Annotated in this window: 9 protein-coding genes and 1 pseudogene; 2 read left to right on the forward strand and 8 right to left on the reverse strand. The window is 62.7% G+C overall.

Annotated elements, in window-relative coordinates; genetic code table 11:
• Window position 1 precedes the first annotated feature (1 nt).
• Both CEJ45_RS05790 and CEJ45_RS24790 read left to right on the forward strand, forming a co-directional pair.
• Window positions 2–1,138: an ABC transporter permease gene (locus CEJ45_RS05790; protein WP_088754232.1), complete on the forward strand. Its 1,137-nt coding sequence runs from the start codon at window positions 2–4 to the stop codon at window positions 1,136–1,138.
• 67 nt (window positions 1,139–1,205) lie between these two features.
• Window positions 1,206–1,370 (forward strand): hypothetical protein, encoded by a 165-nt coding sequence (locus CEJ45_RS24790; RefSeq protein WP_157845743.1) that lies wholly within the window; start codon window positions 1,206–1,208, stop codon window positions 1,368–1,370.
• A gap of 13 nt (window positions 1,371–1,383) precedes the next feature.
• Here the strand turns inward: CEJ45_RS24790 and CEJ45_RS05795 are convergent.
• The 8 genes and pseudogenes from CEJ45_RS05795 to CEJ45_RS05830 all read right to left on the reverse strand — a co-directional run.
• Window positions 1,384–1,563, reverse strand: a pseudogene (locus tag CEJ45_RS05795) (transcriptional regulator); the annotation flags it as partial.
• A gap of 333 nt (window positions 1,564–1,896) precedes the next feature.
• Window positions 1,897–4,212, reverse strand: coding sequence for a DNA topoisomerase IV subunit A (gene parC / locus CEJ45_RS05800; protein WP_088754233.1), 2,316 nt, complete (start codon window positions 4,210–4,212; stop codon window positions 1,897–1,899).
• 63 nt (window positions 4,213–4,275) lie between these two features.
• The gene (locus tag CEJ45_RS05805; RefSeq protein ID WP_088754234.1) at window positions 4,276–6,039 is read right to left on the reverse strand and encodes a J domain-containing protein; all 1,764 of its coding nucleotides are present in this window, start codon (window positions 6,037–6,039) and stop codon (window positions 4,276–4,278) included.
• Window positions 6,039–7,748 carry an Hsp70 family protein gene (locus CEJ45_RS05810; protein WP_088754235.1) on the reverse strand — a complete coding sequence of 570 codons (1,710 nt, stop codon included), beginning with the start codon at window positions 7,746–7,748 and terminating at the stop codon, window positions 6,039–6,041. Before CEJ45_RS05810 ends, CEJ45_RS05805 begins: the two co-directional genes overlap by 1 nt.
• A 54-nt stretch (window positions 7,749–7,802) precedes the next feature.
• Entirely contained in the window at window positions 7,803–8,693 is an 891-nt protein-coding gene (locus CEJ45_RS05815) for a lytic transglycosylase domain-containing protein (protein ID WP_088754236.1), read from the reverse strand.
• 1 nt (window position 8,694) lies between these two features.
• Window positions 8,695–10,683, reverse strand: coding sequence for a DNA topoisomerase IV subunit B (locus CEJ45_RS05820; RefSeq protein WP_088754237.1), 1,989 nt, complete (start codon window positions 10,681–10,683; stop codon window positions 8,695–8,697).
• A gap of 247 nt (window positions 10,684–10,930) precedes the next feature.
• The gene (locus tag CEJ45_RS05825; RefSeq protein ID WP_088754238.1) at window positions 10,931–12,283 is read right to left on the reverse strand and encodes an amidase; all 1,353 of its coding nucleotides are present in this window, start codon (window positions 12,281–12,283) and stop codon (window positions 10,931–10,933) included.
• A 112-nt stretch (window positions 12,284–12,395) separates the two neighbouring features.
• Window positions 12,396–13,073, reverse strand: coding sequence for a DUF2848 domain-containing protein (locus CEJ45_RS05830; RefSeq protein ID WP_088754239.1), 678 nt, complete (start codon window positions 13,071–13,073; stop codon window positions 12,396–12,398).
• Window positions 13,074–13,131: the final 58 nt, after the last annotated feature.

Below are 13,131 nucleotides of genomic sequence, written 5' to 3' on the forward strand. Positions count from 1 at the left end.
GATGCGGCGCGCGCCTGCCAGCCTGTCCAACATTTTCCGCCTCGGCATCAAGGAGCTGTGGAGCCTGTTGCGTGATCCGGCCATGCTGGTCCTGATCGCCTATACCTTCACGCTCTCCATCTACGTGGCTGCCACGGCCATGCCGGAGAGCCTGCACAATGCCGCCATTGCCATCGTCGACAACGATGGCTCGCCGCTGTCGGCGCGCATTGCGTCCTTGTTCTATCCGCCGCATTTCAAGGTGGCCCGGCTGGTGACGGCGCGCCAGGCCGATGCCGGGCTGGATGCGGGGGACTACACCTTCGTATTGGACATCCCCGCGGATTTCCAGCGCGACGTGCTGGCCGGGCGCGCGCCGGCGGTGCAGCTGAATGTGGATGCCACGCGCATGAGCCAGGCCTTCACCGGCAACAGTTACATCCAGCAGATGGTCGGCAACGAGGTCACGCAATTCGTCCAGCGTAGCGAGGCCATCGGCAGTACGCCGGTGGGGCTGGCCTTGCGCATGCGCTTCAATCCCAACCTGGAGCAGTCCTGGTTCGGCTCGCTCATGGAGATCATCAACAATGTCACCATGCTCTCCATCATCCTGACGGGGGCGGCGCTCATTCGCGAGCGCGAGCACGGCACCATCGAACACCTGCTGGTGATGCCGGTGAGTCCGGCCGAGATCATGCTGGCCAAGGTGTGGGCCATGGGTTCGGTCGTGGCGCTGGCGGCCTTGATGTCGCTGCTGCTGATCGTGCGCGGGGCCTTGCAGGTCCCCATCGAGGGCTCGTTGGCGCTGTTCATGCTGGTGACGGTGCTGCACCTGTTTGCGACTACGTCGATGGGCATTTTCATGGCGACCTTGGCGCGCTCGATGCCGCAGTTCGGGATGCTCACCGTACTGGTGCTGTTGCCGCTGCAGCTGCTGTCGGGAGGCTCCACGCCGCGCGAGAGCATGCCTGTACCGGTACAGGACATCATGCTGGCGGCCCCGACGACGCATTTTGTAGCGGCAGGGCAAGCCATACTGTACCGGGGCGCTGGCCTGGAAGTGATCTGGCCGCAACTGCTGGCTATCCTGGCAATTGGCCTGGTCCTGTTTGTAGCTGCACTGGGCCGGTTCAGGAAGACCATCAGCCAGATGGCGTGATGGAGGAGGGCACGCAACGCTGCCGTGCCCGCATGAATAGCGATGGAATCAACCGGGAGCAATCATCATGGACTTCAACAGCCCCTCTACCTGGATACCGCTCATCAGCATCGCACTGCTGCTGATCGGCTATGGTCAACGCGCGCAACGCTGGGCACCTTATTGCATGCTGGCGGGGGCGTTTGGATTGCTGGGGGTGTTGGTGTATCGGGTGTCGGTGGCGATTGGGTGAAGTGGTTTCAGGTGCCGCCATTGGCATACGCTTCGCCGATGGCGCGCAGTGCCAGCAACGCGGCAGGGCGATCATCCGGACTGTCCAGTGACTCCAAAGCAGCCTTCAGGTACTCGATGGCCAGCAGAGGGTTCGCGCGCAGTTCGGCGATTTCACGCTCGTGGTGAGAAACCGCTGTCTTGATCTTGTTCATGGTTGGCTCACTGATGTTGCCTGTTGCTGGCATAAATCATTTAAATAATATTTCCGGTCGTCATTGGCAGGCGCGGGGCCTTGCAGATCTTCGTTCGGGAGTCGCTTGAAAGAGGACCAATGTTTCCGGGGCAGTGATACGAATCCGCTTTGGGAGCGCGCATTCTCCCCAGCAGGTGTTGGCTCTTCCACGCCATCACCCCAAACTCCACCCCGCATTCGAATTGCTTCGACCACCCCTTGCCCACGAAGCAATCAGTTGTGCAAGCCATCAAAAAATCGCCCCCTGCCAAACTGCACAGGGGGCGACTTCACCGCAAAAAGAAACCGGGCATCAACCCTGCGAACGCAACCCCGTCGCCTTGATGCGCGACTCCAGCACGCGGCCCTTGCGTGCGCGCTTGCCCACGTGCGCCAGCAGCTTCTCGCCGCTCAAGGCGATCTCCTTGGGCTTGCTCATGTTGCCGGTGCCGTTGACCACGACACCCTTCTGGCTGATGGCCTGTGCGGCAACCAGCTTTTCGTTCTTTTCCAGCTCCATCAGGTTTACGCCACGGCCACCGGAAGACAGGGTCTTCATCTCGTCCAGGCCAAACACCAGCAGGCGGCCATTGGCCGAGACGCAGGCCACGGCGCTGGCGTCGGCGGCCACCGGCGTCGGTGCCAGCGGCAGCGCACCTTCATCGAGCGTGAAGAAGCTCTTGCCGCCCTTGACGCGGCCAAACATGTCGGACGCCTTGGCGATGAAACCAGCCGCCGCATCAGAGGCCAGCAACAGCGTGGTATCGGCCGGACCGGCAAAGTAGTGCTGGATGCTGCTGCCGCTGGCCAGTTCGATCAGCGTGGTGACAGGCACACCATCGCCGCGCGCATTGGGCAGCGCATTGACCGCAATCGTGTAGACCCGGCCGTTGGAGCCGAAGGCCAGCAGGTTGTCCACGGTGCGGCATTCAAACGCGCCATAGAGACCGTCACCGGCCTTGAAGGTGAACTGCGTCGCATCGTGGCCATGGCCGGTACGCGCGCGCACCCAGCCCTTCTGCGAAATGATCACCGTCACCGGTTCATCGATCACCTTCTGCTCGAAGGTGGCACGCTCGGCTTCTTCGATGATGGTGCGGCGGGCATCGCCGTAGGTCTTGGCGTCGCCTTCGATTTCCTTGATGACCAGACGCTTCATCGAGGACGGATTGTCCAGCAGGTCCTGCAGCGTGGTCTTCTCGCTGCGCAGTTCGGCCAGCTCCTGCTGGATCTTGATGGCTTCCAGTCGCGCCAGCTGGCGCAGGCGGATTTCCAGGATGTCTTCGGCCTGGCGGTCGGAGAGCTTGAAGGCGTCCATCAGGGCCGGCTTCGGTTCGTCCGATTCGCGGATGATCTTGATGACCTTGTCGATGTTCAACAGCACCGCTTCCCGGCCTTCCAGGATGTGGATGCGGTCGTCCACCTTCTGCATGCGGAACTGCGTGCGGCGGGTCACCGTGTCGAAGCGGAAGCTGATCCACTCGGTGAGGATATCGGTCAGATTCTTCTGGCGCGGACGGCCATCGCCGCCGATCATCACCAGGTTCAGCGAGGCACTGGTCTCCAGCGAGGTCTGTGCCAGGAGCGTGTTCATGAACTCGGTCTGGTCCTGGTTCTTGGACTTGGGCTCGAACACCAGGCGCACCGGCGCTTCGCGGCCGGATTCGTCGCGCACTGCATCGAGCAGGCCCAGGATGGCAGCCTTCTGCGCCTGCTGTTCGGGCGTGAGCGACTTCTTGCCCAGCTTCAGCTTGGGGTTGGTCAGCTCTTCGATTTCTTCCAGCACGCGCTGCGAGGAAACGCCCGGCGGCAGTTCGGTAATGACCGCCTGCCACTGGCCGCGCGCCAGGTCTTCGATCTTCCAGCGCGCACGCACCTTCAGGCTGCCACGGCCGCTCTGGTACATCTCGGCGATGGTCGATTTCGGGGTGATGATCTGGCCGCCACCGGGGAAGTCCGGGCCGGGGATCAATTCCATCAGCTCGGCGTGCGTGATCTTCTGATTGCGGATCATCGCCACGGCCGCCTTGGCCACTTCGGTCAGGTTGTGCGAGGGGATTTCAGTGGCCATGCCCACGGCAATGCCGGAGGCACCGTTCAAGAGCAGGAAGGGCAGGCGCGCCGGCAAGAGGCGCGGCTCTTCGGTGGAGCCATCATAGTTGGGCTGGAAATCCACCGTGCCCATGTCGATTTCGTCGAGCAGCAATTTGCTGATGGGGGTCAGGCGTGCTTCGGTGTAGCGCATCGCCGCTGCGCCATCGCCATCGCGCGAACCGAAGTTGCCGTGGCCGTCGATGAGGGGATAGCGCAGTGAAAAATCCTGCGCCATGCGCACCAGCGCGTCATACACCGACTGGTCGCCGTGCGGGTGCAGCTTGCCCAGCACGTCACCGACCACGGCGGCGGACTTGCGCGGCTTGGCCGCCGAGTTCAGCGACAGTTCGTTCATCGCGTAGAGGATGCGGCGCTGTACCGGTTTCTGGCCGTCGGCGACATCAGGCAGGGCGCGGCCCTTGACCACCGAGATCGCGTAATCGAGATAGGCGCGCTCGGCGAAGGTGGACAGCGTCAGGGTGTCGCCGTCCGGGGCCGATGGTGTCTGGTCAAACAGGTTGGCTTGTTCTGTCATTGGTCAGTCTTTGTAAGGTTCTTGCATAAGTGGTGCATCAGCATGGAGCAATCATGCCCCTGCTCAGGAAAAGGCGCGTTTGGAGACGGCTCGGCTCAACAGGTTGCAGATGGTAAAGACCATGGTCGTCACCAGCATTGTCATGGGGATCGACATCTCGCGCATCCCGACCATCTCGGTCAATACGAAGAGATTGGCAAACTTGTTCACCATGAAATACGTGAAGACACACAGGAAAGGCAGTGTGCGCGAATGCGCATAGATATCGGACAAAACCATTCCCATCACAGCCAATGACCAGCTGATGAGCATCAGTGCCACTGAGCTTTCAGGACCGTGGCTCACGCCGCCGGCTACCGTCAGCACACTCAGGAGCAGCCAGCCTGCGCGCAGTTTGGTGAGGTGCTTGCAAGGCGCATCCAGCAGCCGGTAATAATACTCGCCCCCGATGACCAGCAGGTAGGCCCAGGGCAGGAACATGGGCCCAAAGATAAGGGTGTAGGCATTGAAGACCAACCACATGCCGATGAATAGACCGATGAGTTTCAGCAGGCCAATGCCGTCATTCTGGCGCGGCGTACCGATGCAGATCACGTACAGCGCTACTACCGATAGCCCCAGGCACAAAGGTAGCAGTACCCAAGGACCGCTGTGCTGAAGTGTCATCAGGAGCAGGTCCAGCAGGGCGGCAGGGATAATCCAAAACAGTTGCCCGTTGCGCGACCTCACTATCTGACCCAGGCGCTCTGATCGGGACGGGTTTCCGAACACCTGTAGGCATACCAGCACCAGGAACAACAACTGACCCAGCAACCAGCCACCGATGTAGTAGTTGTTTCGTCCTACCGCCTGCTGTAAATAATCATCCAGCTTGCTGAAGTCCAGCGATGAAAACAGCATCGCCGAGAAAACGATGCCCAGCACGATAGAGGCCAGCAAATGCTGGCCTTGCAGGCGCTTGCGCGTCAGGCGCGGCTCCCACCAGGCGATCACCTCGGCATTGAGCTTGCGGTGCAGGATCTCAGGACAATTCCAGCGCATGTGCTGGATCAACTGCTGCATTTCTTCGGTGAAGCGGCGATTGTAGAGTTTGCTGCTCCATGTCGGCGGGCTGTCGGCCAGCAGGGCGCGCGCCGCCTCGGTCTTGAGTTTGACCAGATGCTGGTGCATGCGCAAGGCGCGCAGTTCCGACAGGATAGGCCAAGTCAGTCCGGGCTGGAGGGCATTTAGATGAGATGGGTTTTCTTCCCAGCGATAAAAGGCATTGAGACCTTCGATCAGATCCGGGTCTGGATCCGGCTGCGCGCAGTAACGTGCAGCTTCGAGTTCGAAAGCCTGGGCAAAATCGAGGTTGTCGAAGTCCTGGCCACGCGTATGTTTGGTCAATGCATTGGCCAGGCTGTAATGCAGACTTTCGGCGAAGGCATTGGCATAGTCGCGCAGGAAGTCTTCCCAGCTTTGCGCCGGCGTACGGCTGGCCTGGAAAATGACTGGCGCAGCCGCTGCCGGGGGCAAGGCTGGCAGCGTGACGATGTTGATGGGCGCGGCCGATGAGTCCGGCTCCGGCGGTGCGGGCTGTATTGATGCGGCTGCAGCCGTTGGCGCGATGCTTTCCGCTTGGGCGGCTACGCCGTCGTCTTCCAGTGCTGACTGGGCCAGATTCAGTGCAAGTTCATACGCCTGGCGCAGCTTCTGGAAGCGTTCAGCATCGTCATCTGGTCGAGTGGTCTTCAGGCCGGCCGCATAAGCGCGCTTAACTGCACGAGTATCGGTGGTCGGCGCAAGTTGCAGCAGATCCCAGGCCCATTTGTTCCATTCTGCGTACATCACAGCGCACTCTCCTGCTCGATCTGGTCCAGCATCTGGTCCAACTGGACGTGCTCCTTGCGGATCAAATGGCTGTCCTGCGTTTCGAGCACGGCCTGGTAGTGCGCGATGACCTGCGAGAGGAACTGGCGGCGTTCGCCCAGCGATTGCTCATAGATGCGATCGGCGCGAGCCAGCAAGGTACGCGTCTGCATCTGGTCACGCGGATGGATCTTCAGTTCGCTCAGTTCGGCAAGACGCTGCTCAATCTGGGCCTGCGTCATCACACCGGGCGACTCCAGGATCACCAGCTTGTGGACCTCATCGCTGCCCAGCACCTTGACTTCCACTTCGAGGATACCGTTGATATCGTAGGTAAAACGGATATCCAGTGATACTTCGCCCGCCTTGCGCTTGGGAATGGGTACGCTGATCTGGCCCAGCGAGATATTATCGGCCACAAGCCGAGATTCGCCCTGGTAGATATGGACATCGACTTCTTCCTGGTTGTCGCGAATGGTCGCCACATTCTGCACGCGTGAGGAAGGAATGACGGTGTTGCGTTCGATGATGGGCAGGTAATGCCCATGGGTATAGTGGCTGGGCCCGACTTGTCGCGAGGTGGCGATGCCCAGGGAATAAGGGGCCACATCGGTCAAGACGATCTCTTGCAGGGCCGCGTCGCGCATCTTCAGTCCGCCCTGCACGGCCGCGCCCAGCACCACGACTTCATCCGGATTGACCGTGATGTCGGGGAATCTGCCAAACAAGCGCGAGACCAGTTTGCGCACCAGCGGCATGCGGGTGGCACCGCCAGCGAGCACCACCTTGTCCAGTTCATGGGTGCGGATGCGGGCATCGCGCATGGCGCGTTCCACTGGCAGGCGCAGTCGCTCCAGCAAAGATTCTGCCAGGCGGGCCAGGGTGTCTTCGTCCAGTTCACACCGATATTCCTCGCCTTCGTAATGCACCCGCAGGGTGGTCGTCGCCTGTTCCGAGAGCGCGCGCTTGCCGCGTTCCATTTCTTCGCGCAGTTTGCGGGACTGGCGTGGATCCAGCGCGATGCCACCCAAGCGTTGTCCCAGGCCGCTGCGTTTGAGGAAGTCCAGCGTCATCGCCTGCAGAAAATCTTCGCCGCCGAGGAAGTTGTCGCCGGCGGTGGCGCGCACTTCCATGACGCCATCGAAGAGTTCGAGAATGGAGACGTCAAAGGTGCCGCCGCCCAGGTCGAAGATGAGGAACTTGCTCTCGGCCTGTTGCTGGTGCATGCCAAAGGCCAGCGCTGCAGCTGTGGGCTCGTTGAGCAGGGAGTCGACCTTCAGACCAGCCAGTTGACCAGCATGGCGGGTGGCCTTGCGCTGGGCATCGCTGAAATAGGCGGGCACGGTAATGACGGCTTCGGTCACGGGCTCGCCCAGGAATGCTTCGGCATCGGCTTTGAGTGCGCGCAGGACGATCGAGGACAACTCTTCCGGACGGAATACCTTGTTGCCCAGCGCGATGCGTTTGTCGCTGCCCATGTAGCGTTTGAAGAGGGAGGTACTCAATTCAGGGTGGGTTTGCAACCGCTCCTGCGCGGCCTTGCCGACCAGCAGGCCGCCGTCGTCATCAATGCCGACGCAGGATGGCGTGAGGTTTTCTCCCAGTCCGTTGGGAATGATTTCTGCTTGGCCGTTGCGCCAGACGGCGACCAGACTATTGGTGGTGCCTAAATCAATTGCGATGATCATTGCTGCCGTTCCCCGAAATGATGGATTTCTTGGTCTTGTTGGGTGCTACTGGTCCTACTGGCCGCTGGGGGGGACCCGAGGAGGGAGTGTCACCTTCAGGCGCGGTCCGCCCGCGGCATCGTTGCGCGCGGCTTGCGCCAGCGGCATGGGCTGCCCCGGCCGGTACAGTTCATAGAAACGCGACACCAGCCGCACATAGCCCTGGGTCTCGGGATAGGGCGGGATCTTGTTGCCATACTTCTGCACCGCGCCTTCCCCGGCGTTGTAGGAGGCAATGGCCAGTTCCACGTGCTGCGGGAACATTGCCATCAGATCGCGCAGGTAGCGCGCGGCCAGGCGGATGTTGATCTTCGGGTCGGTCAGCTTCTGGTGCAGCGTCTTGCGGCGATCGCCCTGCAGGCCGTAACGCTCGGCAGTATCGGGCAGGATCTGCATCAGGCCCACCGCACCCTTGCTGGACACCGCCGTGGCATTGAAGCCGGATTCGGCCGTCATGACGGCCTTGAGCAGCGCCGCATCCAGGCCGAAGTCGCTGGCCGCTTCGGTGAGCAGGCTGTCGTACTTGCGGGCATCGCGATGGGCCAGCATGGTCTTGACGAAAGGCGGATCGGCCGGCGTCACCGCTTCCTTGCTGCCGGGATGATTGAGCAGCGATGCACTGCTGGCCATGAGCTTGTCCGGGTCGTCCAGGGTCTGGGCATAGAAGTGCACCGCGCCATCGGCATCGGTGTACCGGTACACAATGGTCTTGGACTTCTTTGCAGCGGCAGCCGTACCGGTACTGTCCCGGCCACTGTCCGCTGCTTCCACCCGCATGTGCTGTACACCATCGGCATCGGTGTACCGGACCACTTGCTGCGACTGTACCGGTCCGGCGCAGAGCAGCGCCGCCGCGCCCAGGAGGGCGGCGACAGCGCTGGTGTGCAGGAACGCGGCGCGGCGCATGTCAGATGTCCGCTTCGGCTTCGTTGCCGTGCTCTTCGATCCAGGCGCGGCGGGAAGCGGCTTCGCCCTTGCCCATGAGCATGTTGAAACGCTCTTCGGAAGTCTGCACGCCAGGCTCGCCGAAGCTGATCGGCAGCAGGCGGCGGGTGTCCGGGTTCATGGTGGTTTCCCACAGCTGCTCGGCGTTCATCTCGCCCAAGCCCTTGAAGCGGGAGATGCTCCAGGCGCCTTCCTTCAAGCCATCCTTGCGCAGCTTGTCTTCGATGGCTTCGAGTTCGCCATCGTCCAGCGCATAGAGCTTCTGCACCGGCTTCTTGCCGCGTGCCGGGGCATCCACGCGATACAGCGGCGGGCGCGCCACGCAGATGTGGCCGTTCTCGATCAGCTTGGGGAAGTGGCGGAAGAACAGCGTCAGGAGCAGCACTTGGATGTGTGAACCGTCCACGTCTGCATCTGACAGGATGCAGATCTTGCCGTAGCGCAGGCCGGACAGATCCGGCGTGTCGTTGATGCCATGCGGATCGACGCCGATGGCCACGGCGATGTCGTGGATTTCATTGTTGGCGAAGAGGCGGTCGCGCTCGGTTTCCCAGGCGTTCAAGACCTTGCCGCGCAAGGGCAGGATGGCCTGGAATTCCTTGTCGCGGCCCATCTTGGCCGAGCCACCGGCGGAGTCACCCTCCACCAGGAAAATTTCATTGCGCGTCACATCCGAGGATTCGCAATCGGTCAGCTTGCCCGGCAGCACGGCCACGCCTGAAGATTTCTTCTTTTCGACCTTTCGCGCCGAGCGCAGGCGGCTCTGGGCCTGCTTGATGACCAACTCGGCCAGCTTCTTGCCGTATTCCACGTGCTGGTTCAGCCACAGCTCCAGCGCCGGACGCGAGTAGCCGGCGACCAGCCGCACGGCATCGCGTGAGTTCAGGCGCTCCTTGATCTGGCCCTGGAATTGCGGGTCCAGCACCTTGGCCGAGAGTACGAAGGAGACGCGCGCAAACACGTCTTCGGCCAGCAGTTTGACGCCCTTGGGCAGCAGCGAATGCATCTCCGCAAAACTCTTCACCGCCGAGAACAGGCCTTCACGCAGGCCCGATTCGTGGGTGCCGCCGTTGGAGGTGGGGATCAGGTTGACGTAGGACTCGCGCACCACGGCACCTTCTTCGGTCCAGGCCACCACCCAGGAGGCGCCTTCGCCCTCGGCGAAGCCTTCGGCATCCTTGCCGGCGAACTGTTCGCCTTCAAACAGCGGGATCAAGGTTTCGCCGCTGCCGGTCTGGGCCAGCTGCTCCATCAGGTAGCCGCGCAGGCCTTGATCGTACTGCCAGTTCTGGGTGTCGCCGGTTTTGGCGTTGACCAGCGTGACCTTCACGCCCGGCAGCAGCACCGCCTTGGAGCGCAGCAGGCGTTGCAGCTCGCCCAGCGGAATGGTGGCCGAGTCGAAGTATTTGGCATCCGGCCAGACGGTCACGCGGGTGCCGGACTTCTTGTCCTCGCGGGTGGCGGTGCGCGACTTCAGTTTCTCGATGACGTCGCCGCCCGAGAAGGCCAGCGTGTGCACGCCGCCTTCGCGCCAGACCGTGATTTCCAGGCGCGTGGCCAGCGCATTGGTGACCGAGACGCCCACGCCGTGCAGGCCGCCGGAGAAGGCGTAGGCGCCGCCCGACCCCTTGTCGAACTTGCCGCCCGCATGCAGGCGGGTGAAGACGATCTCGACGGTCGGGACCTTTTCTTCCGGGTGCAGGCCGACCGGGATGCCGCGGCCATCGTCCTCGACGCTGACGCTGCCGTCGGCGTTGATGGTGACGACGATGCTCTTGCCGTAGCCGCCCAGCGCTTCGTCGGAGGCGTTGTCGATCACTTCCTGGAGGATGTGCAGCGGATTCTCGGTGCGCGTGTACATGCCCGGACGCTGCTTGACCGGCTCCAGTCCCTTGAGGACACGGATCGATGATTCACTGTAATCGGACGGGGTTGTTTTTTTGGTTGCCATGCAGATGAGTGGTCGTGGCTGATGCCGGAGGGTTGTTGTCTGTTCATCCAGCGCAGCGGCCCGCCTGGGGGCCATCTTGCGCTGCAAAAGCGCATTCTAATGAAAATTCCGTGGATTCGGCGTCTGGCAAGGCGGATTGTTCCCTACCGGGCAGGACTTGTCGGTAACAGCATGTAAATGCGGCTAAAAGCGCACACAAAAAAGGCTTGCGCGCACGCAAGCCTTGTCAAGGGAGCAAATCCGGGGATCAGGCGGCCAGCAGTCCTTCCACCGCCAGGGCAATCGACAGCAGGCGCTTGTCCTCACCGCCGGCCGCCGCCAGCGACAGCCCGACCGGGGCGCTGCCCGGCGCATGGCAGGGCAGGGAGACGGCGCAGCCATCGAGGAAGTTGATCAGCGTCGGATTGCGCAGGATCTTGCCGTTGGCGGCGTAATAGGCATCATCGCTGGCTTGCAGTTCGGCAATGCGGGGCGCAACGATGGGGACGGTCGGCATGACCAGCGCATCGTAGCCGGCCAGTTGCGCCTGCACCTGGGCGATCCAGCGCGGACGGGCGTGCAGCACGTCGAGCAGGTCGGCGGCGCTCATGTCCTTGCCGCGCAGGATGCGCGAGACCACGCGCTGGTCGTAGCCGGCGGCGTTCTCGGCGATCAGGGCGCGATGCCAGGCGTAGGCTTCGGCAGCGGTGAAGCCGCCCTTGGCGTTGATGGCGGCCAGGGCGTTGAAGGCCGGTACTTCGGCTTCGACGATGACGGCACCGGCGGCGGCGAGTTTGTCCAGGGCGGCGCGATAGGCCTTGCCGACGGTCTCGTCCATGGCGTCCAGCACCACGTTGGTCGGGGCCAGCAGGCGCAGGCCGCGCAGCGGGTGCGGGACCACAGGCACATACGTTTCACCGGCCAGTACAGCATCCATGATGGCGCAGCATTCTACCGATACAGCCAGCGGGCCAATCGAGTCCAGGTAAGCGGACAGTGGCAGTACACCTTGCATGGACACCCGTGCGGCCGTAGGCTTGAATCCGGTCAGGCCGTTCAGTGCCGAGGGGATGCGCACGGAGCCGCCGGTATCGGACCCGACCGCCGCGAAGGCCATGCCATCGGTCACCGAGATGGCCGCGCCGGAAGAAGAACCGCCGGGAATGCGGCCGCCTTCGACATTGCGCTCCCAGGTGTTTTGCGGCGTGCCGTAATGCGGATTGATGCCCAGGCCCGAGTAGGCGAACTCGGTCATGTTGGTCTTGCCGATGACGATGGCACCGGCCTTGAGCAGGTTCTGCACCACCGCCGCATGTGCGTTGGCAGCGGGCTTGCCGCGCAGCACGACCGAGCCGGCCAGCGTGGTTTCGCCGGCGACATCAAACAGATCCTTGACCGAGACCGGTACACCTTCCAGCGGCGAGCGGCACAGTTTGGCCGCGCGCAGCGTGTCGGAAGCGCGGGCGGCGGCGCGCGCCTGCTCGGCGTAGACGCTGGTGAAGACGCGCGCGCCTTCGCCCGCCGGATCGGCGATGCGGGCCAGGGCTTGTTCGGTCAGTTGCAGGGAAGTGATGCGGCCGGCATCGAGGTCGGCGGCCAGTTGGGAGAGTGTGCTCGGCATGATGAGGAAGTCGTTTGGTCGGACGAAGACATTTCGCAGATGCGCAAGTATCGCATTGCCTGGCGCATCCAACAAAGGCACATGGGCGGCCCGGCTGGACCGCCCTGGAAAATCAGGCCACTTCGGCCAGCGACTCGGCCACGTAATGGTGGCGCAGGGCGCGCTGGCGGCGCGGGTCGAACAATTCCATGGTGAAGGAGGCCGCAGCACGGATGCCGCCGATGGCCCCCACGGTGCCGCAGGTCATGCCGCAGCCCTCGGGCAGGGTGGCGCCGCCTTGCGTGAAGCGCGCGATCAGGTCGCCGGGGGTACGCAGCGAGGCCAGCGTGCCTTCCTGGTAGAGCTTGGTGGCGCCGTCTTCCTCGATCCAGGAGCGGATCACCAGTTCATCCCAGTACTCGGCCACCTCCGAGAGCTTCCATGCGCTGCTGCCCACGGGCTTCACGCAGGCCTGCTTGGAGAAGGCCACGCTGTGCGCTTCCAGCTTGCGGTCGGTGTGGTCGGAGGCGATCGAGACATACAGTTGGCCACCGCAGTTGAAGACGAAGGTCTCCACTTCGCCGGAAGACGCCTCGCCCAGCACCTGCACCTGCGCAGCCTGCGAGAGCTGGTTGGCCGAGACGCGATAGAACAGCGGCACCGCGCTGGGACGCGAGATGCCCAGGGCTTCCAGTTCTTCGATGTGATGCTCGATGGCCGCCATGTCGCGGCCGGCCCAGCCGGCAATGACCAGCGTGTCGATGTCGGCCTGGAGGGTGGATTGGTCGGGGAGGGTAAAGGTCAGCTTCATGAGTTTCTGTTCCTACAGGGTGATTCAGGGGAGGCTGGCCGGGGAGGCGGCCAGCCAG

The sequence above is a fragment of the Herbaspirillum aquaticum genome (assembly GCF_002213425.1).
Lineage (GTDB): Bacteria > Pseudomonadota > Gammaproteobacteria > Burkholderiales > Burkholderiaceae_D > Herbaspirillum > Herbaspirillum aquaticum.